We start from the raw sequence: 16,520 nt of genomic DNA, 5'->3' as shown, positions 1-16,520 counted from the left end.
TTAATTCAGTATCTGGACGGCGGCACCGGGCTGCACGCGCTGCGCGCCGTCAGTAATCGCTCGCTCACCGGGCTTCACGCCGGAGGTAATCTGGAACTGCTGGCCAATCTGCCCGGCAATTTTCAGCGGGCGCATTTCGGCTTTGCCGTCGGCGTTAACCACCCAGGCAAAGAACCCGTCGCCGTTCTGCTGGACCGCGGCGGCGGGCAGGGTCAGGACCGGCTGCTCGCTGGCCGGGCGCAGGATCACGTTCACGTTGCCGCCGGGCAGGAGCTGATGGCGCGGGTTGGCGAACTCGGCGCGCAGCATCACGCTGGCGGTGCGCGGATCGATGCGGTTGTCCACGGAGGTCAGCTCACCGCTGACGCGCTGGCCGTTGCTGTCAATTAACGCCTGCCAGGCCTGCTTCATGGCGCTGATATCCGCATGCTGTCCGGCTTTGGTCGCAAACGCCCCCTCTTCCAGCGCAAAGGCGATGCGGATGGGGTCGAGCTGCACGACCTCCACCAGCACGCCGCTGGCAGGGTTGACCAGGCTGCCGACGTGGAACTGGCTGTGCCCCACGCGACCGTCAATCGGCGAGGCGATGCGGGTGTAGTTCAGGGTGACGCTGCGAGTGTCGAGCCGGGCTTTGGCCTGCTCCAGCGCGGCGCTGGCGACGTCCCGTTGCATGCGGGCGTTATCCACGTCGTGACGGCTGATGGCGTTACTGCTGCCCAGGCTTTCAAAGCGGGAAAGCTGCTGCTGCGCCTGACGCAGCGTGGCTTCGGCGCTTCTCACCTCGGCCTGCGCCAGGCGCAGGGCGGCGCGCGGCTCGGCGTCGTCCAGCTCGAACAGGACGTCGCCTTTTTTCACGTACTGCCCGTCGCGGAAGTGAATTTTGGTAATCACGCCTTCCGTACGGGCGCGCAGCTCAACGGTGTGGATGGCTTCGATGCGGCCCGGGATCTGGCGCTCGGCGGCATGGGCGGTTTGCTCCACGGCGGCGACGCGAACGGGGATAGCGGCAGCGAATACGGGTTGCAGGGTGCAGGCGAGGAGCGCGAACAGGAGTGGGAGTTTCATGGGTGTACCTCAGATGTGTTCCCCTCACCCCGGCCCGTACACCCCAAAGGGGCGAGGGAGGTCAGAGTCCCCTCTCCCCATAGGAGAGGGTTAGGGTGAGGGCAAAAGGTTATGCAGCCTTACGGAACCTGCGGGTCAGTCGCTTCTCGATTTCGACGACGAAGAACATCACGCCTGCAACGGCCAGGGTCACAAACCAGTAGCGCAGCGGCAGGGCTTCGGTGCCGAACAGCATCTGCATAAACGGCAGGTAGATAATCGCCGCCTGGAGCAGGAACAGCACGCCCGTCACCAGCCAGATCCCTTTGTTCGCCAGCAGGCCACGGTTCAGGGAGAACCCTTCGGTGTTGCGGCAGTTAATCATGTACACCCACTGGGCGCAGACCAGCATCTGCAGCAGCACGGTGCGGATGAACTCCGCGCTGTGGCCGCGCGGGGCCAGCCAGGCTTCCAGCGCAAAGGCGGCGATGGCAATCATGGTGCCGACGAAGGCCACGCGCCATACGGCGTAGGCGTCCATCACGTGCTGCCCGGTCTGACGTGGCGGACGGCGCATGATGTTGCGCTCGGCGGCCTCAAAGGCCAGGCCGAAGGAGAGCGTGGCGGAGGTGGCCATGTTCATCCACAGAATCAGCACCGGCGTCAGCGGAATGATGTTGCCCGCCAGCAGCGCGATCACAATCAGCAGCCCCTGCGCGAGGTTGGTCGGCATGATGAACAGAATGGTCTTCTTCAGGTTGTCGTAAACGCGACGCCCCTCTTTCACCGCGCTGGCGATGGTGGCGAAGTTATCGTCCGTCAGGACCATGTCCGCCGCCTCTTTGGTTACTTCCGTGCCCTTGATGCCCATCGCGATGCCCACGTCAGCCTGACGCAGCGCCGGGGCATCGTTCACGCCGTCACCGGTCATGCCGACGATTTCACCTTTATCCTGCAGCGCTTTCACCAGGCGCAGCTTATGCTCCGGGCTGGTGCGGGCGAAGATGTCATACTTCACCGCGGCTTCCGCCAGCGTAGCGTCGTCCATCTTCTCCAGCTCGTAGCCGGTGACCGCCTGCTCGCTGTTGGTGATCCCCAGCATCTGGCCGATGCTCATCGCCGTCTGCGGGTGATCCCCGGTGATCATCTTCACGCGGATCCCCGCCTGCTGGCAGGCGTTAATCGCATCAATCGCTTCCGGACGCGGCGGATCCATCATCCCGGCGATGCCGAGGAAGATCAGGCCGTGGCTCAGGTCGTCGTGCGTCAGCTCCTGCTCGCCGCTCGCTGGCTTAAACGCCGCGGCAACCATGCGCAGCCCCTGACGCGCATAGCGCTCCATTTCGGTTTCCCAGTACGCGCGGTTGAAGGCTTCCGCACCGTTACGGGTCTGCTGCTCGGCGCACAGGGCGAAAATCACGTCCGGCGCACCGGTGATCAGGATCTGCTCCTCACCGCCAATCTGGTAGTGGGTGCTCATGTACTTGTACTGCGAGTCGAACGGGATCTTGTTAACCAGCGTGGTCATGACCGGCTCAAGGCTGGCCTTCGCCGCCAGCACCTTCAGCGCGCCCTCGGTCGGCCCACCAGTAATGCCCCACAGGCCGCGCTCATCCTGAATCATCTGGCTGTCGTTGCACAGGTCGATGGTGCGCAGGTACTGCTCCAGCACGGTGCCCGGCTGGATATGGACCGGCTCGTCGCTTCCTTCCAGGTAGATGTTGCCCACCGGCTCGTAGCTGTTGCCGTCCACGCGGTAGCAGGCGTCGGCGGTGATGATGGCTTTCACCGTCATCTCGTTCATGGTCAGGGTGCCGGTTTTATCCGAGCACACCACGGTCATCGCGCCCAGGGTTTCGACCGTCGGCAGCTTGCGGATAATTGCCCGCTTGCGCGCCATCGCCTGCACGCCCAGAGAGAGGATGATGGAGATAATCGCCGGCAGGCCTTCCGGCACGGAGGCCACCGCAAGGCTAATCAGGGAGAGCAGCAGCTCGCCCATCGGGATTTCGCGGAACACCAGGCTGAAGACAAACAGCGCGGCCATCATTGCCAGGATAATGGCGAAGATCGCTTTACCCAGCTTGTCCATCTGCACCAGCAGCGGCGTGCGGTGCTTTTCGATGCCCGCCATCATCTGGTTAATGTGGCCAAGCTCCGTATCCTTACCGGTCGCGGTGACCACGCCGACGCCACCGCCCGCGCTGACGGTCGTCCCGGAGAAGACCATATTGGTGCGGTCGCCCAGCGGCAGTTCACCGCTCAGCGGATTAATGTGCTTATCCACCACGGTGGATTCACCGGTCAGAATCGCTTCTTCCACGCGTAAATTATGCGCTTCGATTAAACGCATATCCGCCGGAATACGATCCCCCGCGCGTAATACAATAATATCGCCCGGGACTATTTCAGTTGTGGGTATCGTTTCGTGGTTACCGTTACGAATAACGCGCGCCTCGCTGGAGAGCATATTGCGAATACTCTTCAGGGATTTTTCCGCGTTGCTTTCCTGAATATGGCCAATTAAGGCATTGATTACCGCGACGCCCAGAATAACCAGCGTATCCACCCAGTGGCTCATTACTGCCGTTAATACGGCGGCGGCCAGCAGGACATAAATCAGCACATCATTAAAATGAGCCAAAAAACGCAGCCAGGCGGGTTTACCTTTTTTCTCCGGCAGCGCGTTCGGACCTGATTTTTGCAGACGCGCCTGCGCCTCTGCACGATCCAGACCGCTGGTCTGGCTCTGCTGGTGCGTAAGCACCTGCTCTGCGGTCTGCTGGTATGCCAGCCCGCCGGAAGGCGGCACGTTTGGGGACATTTTTTTTTCGGTCATCGTATTTTTCCTTCAATATCCGGTGAACAGAAGCCTGAATTCCTTTCTGGCTTAAATAAATTCATTTTTAAGTCTTGCGGGTAAAATTGATCTACCGCAATATAATGACTTCTCGGTTATTCAAAACTGATTAAAACTATTTCGATGACCTGATTTTTACAAAATATTTCTAAACCAACATTAAACGAGGGGGAACCATGTTTGGTATTTATCGCGGACGACGCCTGGCGTTATACATTGTCGCAGCCATTGTTATTGCCACGTTAATTGGTTATAGCACCTATACATTTGTAAAATTATTTTCCTGATACGGACATTTATTTACATAACGCGATATTAATATGAACACCGGGTCGTATAGTGTTATTTATTCGCATTAATAATGTCTTTGTTTTATTCAAAAAGGCCAGCGGGGCTGATATTGCTTTACGTTACAGAATGCCGGACAATGACATTTTTAACTGACGATTAACATTACGATGAAACACCCGTTAGAATCGCTGCTTACGGCGGGGGGCATTTTATTGCTGGCCCTGATCTCTTGCCTGCTGTTACCCGCGCCGTCGCTGGGTCTGGTGCTGGCGCAGAAGCTGATGACGACCTTCCATATGGTCGATCTGAACCAGCTCTACACCATTCTGTTCTGCCTGTGGTTTTTGGCACTCGGCGCCATCGAATTCTTTATCCTGCGTTTCGTCTGGCGCCGCTGGTTTTCACTGGCGTCGTAAGCCGGTGAAGTCACGCATGCCGTGGATCAGCGCTTCACACCAGGCCGCGTAATCGTGGCCGCTGGATGAGGGATGGAAGCTGACGCGATACCCTTTCTCCCTCAACGCGCGTTCGAAATCCTGCGTAGTGCGATAAATTCCCCCGCCCGGCCCCGTGGTTTCAAACTTTCCGGCCTGCAGCCAGAAGCGCACCGGATACGGCGGCGACTGCTGATATTGCCGCGTCAGCCAGCCGGGCGCTTCGCCTTTCGGTGCCCACCAGTACGAACCTGAAAGACTCAGCACGTTACCAAACAGGCGCGGATAGCGCAGCGCGACCCATGACGACGCGATTCCCCCGTAGCTCGACCCCGCCAGCACCGTTTTCTGCCGCTGCATCGCAATGCCCTGCCCGCGCAGCCACGGCAGCAGTTCATGCGCCATAAAGTCGGCGAAATCCGGGTTCGGCGGCAGCTCGTTGCCGCGTCGGGCGTGATCGAGGCTGTCGATAAACACCACGTTAATCGGCGGAAGATGATGGCGGGCGATCAGACCGTCCAGCACGTTAGCGAAATGGTACTCGTCCTGATAAATCTGCCCGTCGAAGAGGATGAGCGTCCAGCGTGCAGGCTGTGCGCCGCGCGGTTTATAGATCATCACCTGGCGGGAATTACCGAGGATATTGCTCGTGATGCTCTGGCGGCTTAATGACTCGTGGACCAGCGGCTGGGCCGTGGCCTGCACGGAGCAATAGCGTGCCGGGCTGAGATCGAGCAGCGAATAGCGGTTCCAGCGATCCGTCTTTTGTTCACCAAAGGTATTCGGGTTGAGCGGATCGACCTGGGCGCTCACCAGGATCGCGCGACGTTGATCGCGTGAGGAACCCTCGACGATCGGCACATCGGGCGCGAGCTTGTACTGCATCACCGTGTCGGCGGGCACCACATAGCTGCGGAACCAGACGTCGCTGTTGCCCAGGCGGAACAGCGGGTCGTGATCCCCCGCCGGTGAGCCGAGAATAAAGACGTTATCCCGCGCGCCGCGCCACAGGAAGGTGACGCGCTTATGTTCTGCGTCTACCGGCTCCACCATCGGCGTTCCCTGCCGAATCTGCGTCTGCCAGAACGCGTCGGTACGCCCTCCGGCAGCAATCTCTTTTGCCAGCGCCTGAAGCGTCGGGCTTTCAGGTGCCAGCATCTGTACGCGCGGTAGCGCAGATGTCTCTTTCATCCGCCACTGAAAACGCCAGGGTTTACCCGCTTCGCCGTGCAGGACCAGCGAGGCGCTCTGCTTTTCCGGCAGGGCAAAAAGCAGCGTGTGTTCGCCATCGGCGGGCCCATTTTCAATCAGCGTACGAATGCGGCGGTTTTGCCCGTCCAGCAGGCGGGCATCCGTCACGCCATGCAGCCTGGCGGAGACATAATTTTCAGCAAGCTCTGGCAGCATAAAACAGACTTCACCGCTGGCATCAAACTTCCCCTGGACGTCTCCCTGCCGGGAAGAGTGTTCGCAGGTTGCCGCCACCGCAGGCAGCACACCTATCCCGAGTAATAATCCGCTCCATACCCTCTTCATTACCGCTTGTTCCCTGACGAAATTTGTTATCAACGCTAATGCAAATGGTAATAATTTGCAATATCATCTAACGCGTTTTAACGGTGTATTTATGGCGATAGCAACCAAGGACGAGTGGAAAAAATGTTTAAGAATAATAAGATAATGCAACTGTGGCTGCTGAGTCTGGCGACGACCAGCGTGGCGGCTCAGGCTGAAACGAGAGAAGAAACCATAATGGTGACGCAGGGCGTGAGTGAAGAACCTACCGCCCCGGTAAAAGGGATTGTGGCAACCCAAACGCTCTCCGCGACCAAGACCCGCGCGGAGATCGTGAAAACGCCGCAGTCGGTATCGGTGATCACCCGCGATCAAATGCAGATGCAGGACGTGACGTCCGTGTCGCAGGCGCTGCGCTACTCGGCGGGCGTGTTTACCGAGTACCGCGGCTCGTCGAACCGTAACGACGAGGTGTTCGTGCGCGGCTTTAGCTATGTGCCGAAATTCCTCGACGGCCTGAGCTTCGGCGCTACGGCCTCGTCCCAGACGGGTACGATTGACCCGTGGTTACTGGAGCGCGTGGAGCTGGTGCGTGGCCCGGCGTCGGTTCTGTTTGGTCAGGTCAATCCGGGCGGGTTAATCAGCATGACCAGCAAACGGCCGACCGCGGAATCCATCCATAACGTGCAGTTCCGCACCGGCAATAACGATCTGGCAGAAGGCGCGTTTGATTTCGGCGGCAAGCTGAGCGACGACGGCCGCGTGCTGTATCGCGTCAACGGTATCGCCCGTACCCAGCATAATCAGGTGGATGATTATAAAGAGACGCGGATGGCGATCGCGCCTGCCATCACCTGGTACCCGAACGACCAGACCCGCTTTACGCTGTTGACCAGCTACCAGAAGGATCCGGATGCGGGCTACCGCAACTTCCTGCCCGCCTACGGCACGGTCAAAAGCGTCGACGGGAAATACATCCCGCGCGACTTTAACGTCAGCGATCCGAATTACAATCAGTCCTGGCGCGAGCAGACGACGATCGGCTACGAGCTGGAACATCAGTTCGCCGACGACCTCACCTTCCGCCAGAACGCGCGTTACGCCGCCATCAAACAGAATTACCGTTACCTCGTCTACGCCAGCAGCGCGGCCAACAGCACGGTATTAACGCGACGCGCGCAGCATGAAGAGCGCACCACCAACGAATTTGGCCTGGATAACCAGCTTGAGTATCTGCTGGAGACCGGCAGCGTCAGCCACACCCTGCTCGGCGGGTTCGACTACAAGACCAGCAAAGATAAACAGCTGCTGGCACGCGGGAGCGGTTCACAGTATGACCTCGACTGGACGAACCCGGTGTACGGCGTGAACGTGGATGAGAGCACCTTCAAAACCGCCAGCGACGAGCAGCAAAATCTCGACCAGATGGGCCTGTATTTGCAGGATCAAATGAGCTGGAACAGCTGGGAATGGCTGGTCTCCGGGCGCTACGACTGGAGCGAAGTGCGAACAAACGACTTCACCGACGGCAGCGTGACCCAGCAGAACGACAGCAAGTTCACCTGGCGAACCGGACTGCTGTACGCGTTCGATTCTGGCCTGTCGCCGTACGTCAGCTACAGCACCTCGTTTGAACCGAACCTGCAAACCAACCGCGCGCCGGGCGTTGCGCCTTTCAAGCCAACCACCGGGGAGCAGACCGAGATTGGCCTGAAGTATCAGCCGGTCGACAGCACGCTGATGACCCTCGCGCTGTACGATTTAACCCAGGACAACGTGGCGACCTATAACAGCGCCGAAGGCTGGTTCGAGAACGCGGGCAAGGTGCGTTCGAAAGGCGTTGAGGCGGAAATCCATTCCACGCTGATGGACAACATCAACCTGATCGGTTCGTATACCTACACTGATGCAAAAACCAAAAGTACGACGGTGGCGGGAACAGAAGGCAAAACGCCTGCGCGCATTCCGGCGCATATGGCATCGGCGTTTGCCAGCTATACCGTTCCGGGCGGCGCGCTGAAGAGTCTGACCGCTGGCGTGGGGATGCGCTACATCGGCACCAGCTACGGCGATGCGAAGAACACCTTCAAGGTGCCGTCGGTGGATCTGTATGACGCGATGCTGAGCTACGATCTGGGCGAGATGAACCGCAGCCTGAAAGGGGCGAGCGTGCAGTTCAACGTCAATAACGTGGCGGACACCAAGTATGTGGCGTCGTGCGCAAGCGATACGGCGTGCTTCTACGGGATTGGCCGTACGGTGACGGCAACGGTGAATTACCGGTGGTAAGTTACCTGTAGGCCCGGTAAGCGCAGCGCCACCGGGCAACTTACGGACATTGTGCCAATAAAAAAGCCGGGTGGCGGCTACGCCTTACCCGGCCTACACGCGACATGTTAATGTGTCTGGCTATGGTTCTCTTTACGATACGCCCCCGGCGGCTGGTTGAACGTACGGGTGAAGATGCGGGTAAACGTCTGCTGCGAGTCAAACCCATAACGCAGACAGATATCGTACACCCGAGCGTCGGATTCACGCAGATCGCGCGCCGCCAGCAGCAGCTTGCGTTCACGGATATAACGCCCCAGGCTCTCCCCTTTGTACTGCATAAACAACCGCTGCAGATGCCACTTCGAGTAACCCGCATGGCGGGCAATCTCTTCTATACGTAATGGCTGGTGCAGATTGTCGTCGATCCATTCGACGATAGTGTCGATGACTTGAGCGGAAATGGTCATACAGCTGTCCCCCTCTGCTTCTCGCTTAAACATTATTCCCACCACTCGCGAAATGCCTGAGTGGTATCACTCACCCGCACGGGCTCACCCAGTTCCGGCGTCAGCAGCCGATAATTTTTATCCTTGCTGGCGCGCGCCAGTTGGATCAGCGGATCGTTCCAGGCGTGTTTCGCCAGCACGAATCGTCCGTTGTGCCCCGGCACCACGGCTTTCGCGTTCAGATCCGCCGAGGCCTGCGCCGTTTCATCCGGCAGCATGTGGATGTACTTCCAGTCCTGGTCGTACTGGCCATTTTCCATGATGGCCAAATCCACCTCACCAAACTGTTCGCCGATGGTCTTAAAGTGCGGGCCGTAGCCGGAATCCCCGCTGTAATAAACCTTCTGCTCTGGCGTGACGAACATAAAACTGCCCCACAGGGTCCGATCGCGCTTGATGCCGCGCCCGGAGAAGTGACGCGCTGGCAGAACATGCACCGCCAGTTCATCGCTGATGCGCACCGACTGGTTCCAGTCACGCTCGTCAATAATCTCAGGCTTCATTCCCCAGTAGCGCAGGTGGGATCCCACGCCCAGCGGCGTCACCACGCGCTTCACCTTCGGCAGTAGCGCCCTGATGGTGGCGTAATCCAGATGATCGTAGTGATCGTGCGAGATAATCAGCAGGTCGATTTCCGGCATGCTTTCCGCGCGCCACGGATAATCGCCGGCAAAGGCTTTATTGAGGAACGAGAACGGCGCGGCATAGTTGCCAAGCACCGGGTCAATCAGGATGCGTTTACCCGCGAGCTGCAGGTACCACGAGGAGTGACCCAGCCACACCAGGGTGTCCTGCTCCAGCGGCAGGCTCGTAAGATCGGTTTTCACCAGCGGCAGCGGCTGGGCCGGGCGCGCGTTTTCGGTTTTTTGGGTCAGAAAATCCCACGTCGCGACCAGCATATTTTTGTCGCCGTTATAACCCGGCGTCGGCAGCGTATTGTGGAATTTTCCCTCGCGATACTGAGGGGAGGCCTCCACTTCAGTGAGCTGCTCACCCTGCGGTGGCTGGCCGAATCCGGCATTCAGAACAAACGGTAAACTCGCAGCTGAAGCTATGATCATGATTAACACCACGCAGATGAAGAGAGGTTTTTTCATATCCTGACCCGAAAACGCGCCCTATCCGATAGTTTGCGCGGGGTAAACTTGATTATGAGTGAGTAAGCACTCATTATAGATATGATGATAAAGTCGTCAAGACGTTTTCGATCTTTGACATTCCGCGTTGCAGCGTGTCAAAGCACGTGTTTCAATCAGGTTTTTTACAATTGACAGGGGGAAAAATTTAGTGGCACGTCCGAAGAGTGAAGATAAAAAACAGGCCTTACTGGAAGCCGCAACGGCGGCATTTGCACAGTCAGGTATCGCCGCCTCAACGGCGCTCATTGCCCGTAAGGCGGGCGTCGCCGAAGGTACCCTGTTTCGCTACTTTCCGACTAAAGACGATCTGCTAAATGCCCTCTATCTGCACCTGAAGCAGGATCTCTGCCAGGCTATGCTGGCAAACCTCGATCGCACCATCACGCTTCCTAAAGAACATACCCGCAATATCTGGAACAGCTACGTGGACTGGGGTATTCGTAACCCCGTTTCTCATGCGGCTATCCGCCAGATTGGCGTCAGTGAAAAGCTGAGCGCCGAAACGGAACAGGCGGTGAAAGAGATGTTCCCGGAACTCCATGAGCTGTGCCGCCGCTCGGTGCGCCCGGTGTTTATGTCGGATGAATTTAAAACGTTTGGCGATGCGCTTTTCTTATCGCTGGCGGAAACCACCATGGAGTTTGCCACCCGCGATCCGTCACGCGCCGTCGATTTTAAAGCGCTGGGTTTTGAGGCCATGTGGCGCGGGCTGGCTCAGGAGGATAGCGATGGACAGTAAATCCTTGCAGGAACACGCAATGCGCGTGGCCCTTGAGTTGCCCTTCACCGATCACTGCTGGCCGTTTGGGCCGGAGTTTGATGTGTTTAAAGTGGGCGGAAAGATTTTCATGATCGTCGCGGTCGCGCACGGGCGGCCGCACGTCAGCCTGAAGTCAGACCCGGAAAAATCACTGTTAAATCAGCAGATCTATCGCGGGATAGAGCCGGGCTACCATCTGAGTAAAAAGCACTGGATTTCCCTTTACGGCACTGACGACGTGACGCCGGAGCTGGTTACCGATCTCATCAATGATTCCTGGAATCTGGTGGTGGATAAGCTGCCGAAAAAAGACCAGAAGTGGATCCGGCCGGTCTGATTGTTCGTCTGAGACGAACAGATTAAGCGCTCGAATTGCACTTATCTTTTGCCGCTTCGCGCGGTAATCTGCTTTCCTTTCGCGCCCGCGAGCGGGCGAATTTCATCACCAGGAGTTGTTATGGATATCATTTCTGTCGCCCTGAAACGCCACTCTACCAAGGCGTTCGACGCAAGCAAAAAACTGACCGCGGAAGAAGCGGAAAAAATCAAAACCCTGCTGCAGTTCAGCCCGTCCAGCACCAACTCCCAGCCGTGGCACTTCATTGTGGCCAGCACCGAGGAAGGAAAAGCGCGCGTGGCGAAATCCGCCGCGGGCACCTATGTGTTCAACGAACGCAAAATGCTGGATGCTTCTCACGTGGTGGTGTTCTGCGCGAAAACCGCGTTGGACGATGCCTGGCTGGAGCGCGTCGTGGATCAGGAAGAGGCCGATGGCCGTTTCAACACGCCAGAAGCCAAAGCGGCGAACCATAAGGGCCGTACCTATTTCGCCGACATGCACCGTGTGGATCTGAAAGATGACGACCAGTGGATGGCGAAGCAGGTTTACCTGAACGTCGGTAACTTCCTGCTGGGCGTGGGCGCAATGGGTCTGGACGCGGTACCGATTGAAGGTTTCGACGCCGCTATTCTCAACGAAGAGTTTGGCCTGAAAGAGAAAGGCTTTACCAGCCTGGTGGTGGTACCGGTTGGGCACCACAGCGTAGAAGATTTCAACGCCACGCTGCCGAAGTCACGCCTGCCGCTGAGCACGATTGTGACCGAGTGCTGATCCTTAGTGGCACGCTGGGTTCCGGCGTGCCTGTTTTCAATAAAGCGTAATCTGCGGGTGTTTAACCCCGCACACCAGCGCATAACGCGTTAACGTATCAAGGCTCGCACGGGTAATATTGGCTTCCATTCTTGATACGGTGGGTGCGCTGACGCCCATTCGCTCCGCCACCTGCGCGCGCGTCAGACCAGCATGGTCGCGCCACTGCGCTAGCATCTCCCGCAGGCGTTCCTTGCGCTCTTCTGCATCAAAAGAAGCCTGTACCTCTGAATTGCTTAACAGTTCAGATCTGAGTTCATCCCAGTCAATAATCTTCTTGCTCATCCAACATCTCCTGTTGTCGTTTCAATGCCAGACGGAGTTCAGCTGTGGGCGTTTTTTGCGTTTTCTTGATAAACACCCGCAGCAGAAAAATTGTCTTTTCCCGCTGATACACGTAGATCCCACGAGTGTTAATCAGCCCGACGGTTCTGATTTCAAACAAACCATAGGGTAAGGGTTTGCTGTTGGGTTCTCGTAGTGCTGTCGGGTTAGTGCGTAATTTATCAAGCTGGCGAATCAGCTTCGCCTGTACCCCAGAAGGCAGTGAGAGAATCTCTTCCCTGACCGCCTCATGAACAATAAGTCTGAACACGGTTTCTCATCCCTGATGATATTAGCATATAAGGCAATTTGCATTAAAGGCTAATTTAGCCTTTCGTGTCTTACCTTATCCGCTTTAAACAGGCAGAACCGGATCCGCGTTGATTCCCTGAAAGCGTCTCGCAAAAAACTTATTTCCCCTGCTCCGCCAGCCATTCCATCGCCCGCTCCCCCGCCTCATCCACCGGCAGATACACCAGCAGCCGCGACCCGTTTCGCGGCGCGGAGTACCAGTACATCTGCTGCAGCGTAAACTCCCCCAGCTCGGGATGGGTAAACAGCTTGAGCTGGTTCTCCACGCCGCGCACATCGTTGCGCTGGTGCCACAGGGTTTTGAACTCTTCGGACACCGCAAAGAAGCGCGCCAGCTTCGCTTCCCACAGCGGGTCGCCCCGGTGTTCGGCCATCGCCGCGCGGAAATAGGAAACAAATATCGGCAGCACATCGTCACGTCTGCCGAGCCGCGCGCGCCACGCCGGGTGGGTGAGGAACAGGTAAATACAGTTGCGATCTTCCGGCGGGATTTCATTAAAATCGACGCCCATCAGATGACCAAAACTGTCGTTCCACGCCACGATATCGAAATTGGGTTTCTGAATGCTGGCAGGTTTTGGCAGCAGGGTATCAAGCAGGCGGCGCGTGCCTTCGCTGATCCCCTCGCAGCAGACTGCCTGCGGCGCTTCGCCCGGCGGCAACCCGGCTAACACAAAAAGGTGCCGGGCTTCGGTCGGCGTACACTGCAAGGCTTTCGCCACGGCCGCCATCACCGCGCTCGACGGATTCACGTCCCTGCCCTGCTCAAGCCAGGTGTACCATGTCACGCCCACGTCAGCGAGCATCGCCACCTCTTCCCGGCGCAGACCCGGCGTGCGGCGACGGCCGCTGCGCGGCAGGCCGAGACGCTGCGGATCGAGGCTTTCACGGCGTGCGCGTAAAAATGCCCCCAGCTGTTTTCGGGTGTCATCCTGAAGTGAGACGACGGGTTCAGACATCAGCGCCATAAATCCCCCTGCATGGTAGTGCCAGTACCAGTATAAGCAAGAACTGGTACCCGTTTATCAGATGGTTGATGCTACGACCATCTGATGAATGACGCAATGGAGATCCCATGAATACGTCAGTTGTTTCACCGGGCCGCGCAGGCCTGATATTGCTCTTAACCGGCCAGATGCTGCCGATGATTGATACCTCAATCACCAACGTGGCGCTGGATGCCATCACCCACTCGCTGCACGCCACCGCCACCGAGCTGGAGCTGATTGTCGCCCTCTACGGCGTGGCCTTCGCCGTCTGCCTGGCGCTCGGCAGCAAGCTGGGGGATAACTTTGGCCGTCGGCGTCTGTTTATGTGGGGCGTCGCGAGCTTTGGACTGGCCTCGCTGCTGTGCGGGATGGCGGGGAACATTGAACAGCTGCTGGCCGCGCGCATCGTTCAGGGTGCGGGAGCCGCACTGATCATGCCGCAAATTCTTGCCACGCTGCACGTGACGCTGAAAGGTACCGCCCACGCCAAAGCCATCAGCCTGTTTGGCGGCATCGGTGGGATTGCGTTTATCGTCGGGCAAATGGGCGGCGGCTGGCTGGTATCGGCGGATATCGCCGGGCTGGGCTGGCGTAACGCTTTCTTTATCAACGTGCCGATCTGTCTGGTGGTGCTGGCGTTGAGTCGCCATTTCGTACCCGAAACCCGTCGCGAGATGCCGTCACGCATCGACTGGCCGGGTACCGTGCTGCTGGCGATCGTGCTTTGCTGCCTGCTGTTCCCGATGGCGCTCGGCCCCCAGTGGCACTGGTCGTGGCCGCTAAAGGTGATGCTGCTCGCCATTATCCCGCTGGCCTGGCTGATGGCGCTGAACGCGCGCAAAAAGGAGCGTGAGAATGCCCACCCGCTGATCCCGCCGCGCCTGCTGCAGCTTCGCAGCGTTCGCTTTGGCATTCTGATTGCGATGCTCTTTTTCAGCGTCTGGTCCGGGTTTATGTTCTGTATGGCGCTCACCATGCAAACCGGTCTGGGGATGGCACCGTGGCAGTCAGGGAACAGTTTCATCGCCCTTGGGGTAACTTATTTTATCTCAGCATGGTTCGCGCCGCGTCTGATTGCTCGCTACAGCACCAGTACCATTCTGCTGACCGGTCTGGCGATCCAGATTGCCGGCCTGCTGGCGCTGATCGCCACGTTCCGCGTCTGGGGAATGGAGAATACTGCGCTGACGCTGGCACCCGCGACCGGGCTGGTCGGCTACGGGCAGGCGCTGATCGTGAACAGCTTCTACCGCATCGGGATGCGCGATATTCAGCCTGACGACGCGGGAGCCGCGAGCGCCATTCTCAGCACGCTGCAGCAGGCGGCGCTGGGGCTTGGCCCGGCTATTTTTGGCGCAATTTTGCTCCACGCGCTGCAGAATCATCGCGGGGATTACACCCAGGCGGTGAACGTCTTCCTGATGGTGGAAACGGCGATGATGGTGGCGCTGGCCCTGGCGACGCTGCGCATCCGCCATCGCCTGTGCCTGCCGGTGGTAAAGGTCTGCCAGGCCACCAAATAAGCCCGTGAATTTGCATAATAGATCCGCAGCCGCCATTATGGGGCTGCATCAATACAGGAGACGTTATGCAGGAATTAATTGCTCAGGTTGAAGAGTTAGGCATTGAAATTAATCACACCACCTCTTTAGTGATTATCTTTGGTATTATTTTTCTTACCGCCATCATCGTTCATTTTATTCTGCACAAAGTGGTGCTTCGCGCGTTCGAAAAACGCGCGCAGGCCAGCAGCCATTTGTGGTTGCAGATCATTACCCAGAATAAATTATTTCACCGTCTGGCCTTCACCCTTCAGGGGATAATCGTCAACGTCCAGGCGGTACTGTGGCTGCAAAAGGGCAGCGAAGCAGCGGAAATGCTCACCACCTGCGCAAAGCTGTGGGTGATGGTGTATGCCCTGCTTTCCTTCTTCTCGCTGCTGGACGTGATTTTCAATCTGTCGCAGAAAATGGCCACCGCATCGCAGCTGCCGCTGAAAGGGATCTTCCAGGGCATCAAGCTGGTGAGCGCCATCCTGGTGGGGATTTTGATTATCTCCCTGCTGATCGGCCAGTCCCCGGCGATTCTGATAAGCGGTCTGGGCGCCATGGCCGCCGTTCTGATGCTGGTGTTTAAAGACCCGATACTCGGACTGGTGGCGGGAATTCAGCTTTCCGCCAACGATATGCTGAAGCTCGGCGACTGGCTGGAAATGCCGAAATACGGTGCCAACGGCACGGTGACGGACATCGGCCTGACCACCGTAAAAGTGCGCAATTTTGATAACACCATCACCACCATTCCGACGTGGGCGCTGGTCTCCGACGCCTTTATCAACTGGAGCGGTATGTCGGCGTCCGGCGGTCGACGCATTAAGCGCAGCCTGAATATCGATACCACCAGCATTCATTTCCTCGACGAGCAGGAGCAGCAGAAGCTGATTCAGGCGAAGCTGCTGAAGCCTTATCTGGCCGCGCGACATGAGGAAATTAACCTGTGGAATCAGAAGAACGGTGAAGGGGCCTCGGTATTAAACCTGCGTAAGATGACCAATATCGGCACCTTCCGCGCCTACCTGAATGAATATCTGCGCAACCATCCCCGTATTCGCAAAGATATGACGCTGATGGTGCGCCAGCTCGCGCCTGATGCGAATGGTTTGCCGATTGAAATATATGCCTTCACCAACACGGTGGTCTGGGCAGAATATGAGGAGATTCAGGCTGACATCTTCGACCATATTTTCGCGGTGGTGGATGAATTTGGGCTGCGTATTCACCAGTCGCCGACAGGGAATGATATTCGCTCCCTGGCGGGCGTTATCGCCAATTAATTCGTTTGTAGGCCCGGTAAGCGAAGCGCCACCGGGCGTGAAGGCAGGTGCGGTCTGGTGTGGTGCGGTCTGGTGCCCTCACCCCGACCCTC

The 16,520-nt window shown here is 57.8% G+C and carries 15 protein-coding genes; 7 read left to right on the top strand and 8 right to left on the bottom strand.

What is annotated here, in order from left to right; translation table 11 throughout:
• Positions 1-1,065 carry an efflux RND transporter periplasmic adaptor subunit gene (locus tag V1566_RS08535; protein ID WP_213328769.1) on the bottom strand — a complete coding sequence of 355 codons (1,065 nt, stop codon included), beginning with the start codon at positions 1,063-1,065 and terminating at the stop codon, positions 1-3.
• 109 nt (positions 1,066-1,174) lie between these two features.
• Complete coding sequence (locus V1566_RS08530; protein WP_395305593.1) at positions 1,175-3,883, bottom strand: cation-transporting P-type ATPase; 2,709 nt, start codon at positions 3,881-3,883, stop codon at positions 1,175-1,177.
• A gap of 479 nt (positions 3,884-4,362) precedes the next feature.
• Between V1566_RS08530 and V1566_RS08525 the strand changes: the two genes are divergently transcribed.
• Positions 4,363-4,611: a DUF1158 domain-containing protein gene (locus V1566_RS08525; protein ID WP_010428319.1), complete on the top strand. Its 249-nt coding sequence runs from the start codon at positions 4,363-4,365 to the stop codon at positions 4,609-4,611.
• Here the strand turns inward: V1566_RS08525 and V1566_RS08520 are convergent.
• Complete coding sequence (locus V1566_RS08520; protein WP_395305592.1) at positions 4,597-6,165, bottom strand: alpha/beta hydrolase-fold protein; 1,569 nt, start codon at positions 6,163-6,165, stop codon at positions 4,597-4,599. The two genes, V1566_RS08525 and V1566_RS08520, sit on opposite strands and share 15 nt — an antisense overlap.
• Positions 6,166-6,288: 123 nt before the next feature.
• Here V1566_RS08520 and V1566_RS08515 point away from each other — a divergent pair, with 123 nt between their 5' ends.
• Positions 6,289-8,433, top strand: coding sequence for a TonB-dependent siderophore receptor (locus V1566_RS08515; protein ID WP_395305591.1), 2,145 nt, complete (start codon positions 6,289-6,291; stop codon positions 8,431-8,433).
• A 107-nt stretch (positions 8,434-8,540) separates the two neighbouring features.
• On the opposite strand, the gene V1566_RS08510 is transcribed toward V1566_RS08515, so the two are convergent.
• Together V1566_RS08510 and V1566_RS08505 are read right to left on the bottom strand one after the other, a co-directional pair.
• Positions 8,541-8,882 (bottom strand): RamA family antibiotic efflux transcriptional regulator, encoded by a 342-nt coding sequence (locus tag V1566_RS08510; RefSeq protein ID WP_010428317.1) that lies wholly within the window; start codon positions 8,880-8,882, stop codon positions 8,541-8,543.
• 32 nt (positions 8,883-8,914) lie between these two features.
• Positions 8,915-10,018, bottom strand: coding sequence for an MBL fold metallo-hydrolase (locus V1566_RS08505; RefSeq protein WP_395305590.1), 1,104 nt, complete (start codon positions 10,016-10,018; stop codon positions 8,915-8,917).
• A gap of 190 nt (positions 10,019-10,208) precedes the next feature.
• On the opposite strand from V1566_RS08505, the gene V1566_RS08500 reads away from it, so the two are divergent.
• The 3 genes from V1566_RS08500 (at position 10,209) to nfsB (ending at position 11,931) form a co-directional block, all read left to right on the top strand.
• The gene (locus V1566_RS08500; RefSeq protein WP_395305589.1) at positions 10,209-10,799 is read left to right on the top strand and encodes a TetR/AcrR family transcriptional regulator; all 591 of its coding nucleotides are present in this window, start codon (positions 10,209-10,211) and stop codon (positions 10,797-10,799) included.
• Positions 10,789-11,157 carry an MmcQ/YjbR family DNA-binding protein gene (locus V1566_RS08495; RefSeq protein WP_395305588.1) on the top strand — a complete coding sequence of 123 codons (369 nt, stop codon included), beginning with the start codon at positions 10,789-10,791 and terminating at the stop codon, positions 11,155-11,157. The genes V1566_RS08500 and V1566_RS08495 overlap by 11 nt, the downstream gene beginning before the upstream one ends.
• 120 nt (positions 11,158-11,277) lie before the next feature.
• On the top strand, positions 11,278-11,931 hold the full coding sequence (gene nfsB, locus V1566_RS08490) for an oxygen-insensitive NAD(P)H nitroreductase (RefSeq protein WP_395305587.1): 654 nt from the start codon (positions 11,278-11,280) through the stop codon (positions 11,929-11,931).
• A 36-nt stretch (positions 11,932-11,967) separates the two neighbouring features.
• On the opposite strand, the gene V1566_RS08485 is transcribed toward nfsB, so the two are convergent.
• From V1566_RS08485 to V1566_RS08475, 3 genes are all read right to left on the bottom strand, one after another.
• Positions 11,968-12,255, bottom strand: a complete 288-nt coding sequence (locus V1566_RS08485) for a helix-turn-helix domain-containing protein (protein ID WP_221550537.1) — start codon at positions 12,253-12,255, stop codon at positions 11,968-11,970.
• Complete coding sequence (locus V1566_RS08480; RefSeq protein ID WP_395305586.1) at positions 12,236-12,565, bottom strand: type II toxin-antitoxin system RelE/ParE family toxin; 330 nt, start codon at positions 12,563-12,565, stop codon at positions 12,236-12,238. Before V1566_RS08480 ends, V1566_RS08485 begins: the two co-directional genes overlap by 20 nt.
• 139 nt (positions 12,566-12,704) lie before the next feature.
• On the bottom strand, positions 12,705-13,574 hold the full coding sequence (locus V1566_RS08475) for a helix-turn-helix domain-containing protein (protein ID WP_213821175.1): 870 nt from the start codon (positions 13,572-13,574) through the stop codon (positions 12,705-12,707).
• Between the two features lie 107 nt (positions 13,575-13,681).
• On the opposite strand from V1566_RS08475, the gene V1566_RS08470 reads away from it, so the two are divergent.
• Positions 13,682-15,118: an MFS transporter gene (locus V1566_RS08470; protein ID WP_395305585.1), complete on the top strand. Its 1,437-nt coding sequence runs from the start codon at positions 13,682-13,684 to the stop codon at positions 15,116-15,118.
• A gap of 65 nt (positions 15,119-15,183) precedes the next feature.
• Complete coding sequence (locus V1566_RS08465) at positions 15,184-16,428, top strand: mechanosensitive ion channel family protein (RefSeq protein WP_395305584.1); 1,245 nt, start codon at positions 15,184-15,186, stop codon at positions 16,426-16,428.
• Positions 16,429-16,520 lie beyond the last annotated feature (92 nt).

It is taken from the genome of Enterobacter sp. ECC-019 (assembly GCF_043974075.1).
Lineage (GTDB): Bacteria > Pseudomonadota > Gammaproteobacteria > Enterobacterales > Enterobacteriaceae > Enterobacter > Enterobacter asburiae_D.
Note: the sequence above shows the minus strand (reverse complement) of the source record. Positions and strands in the feature narration are given on the sequence as shown.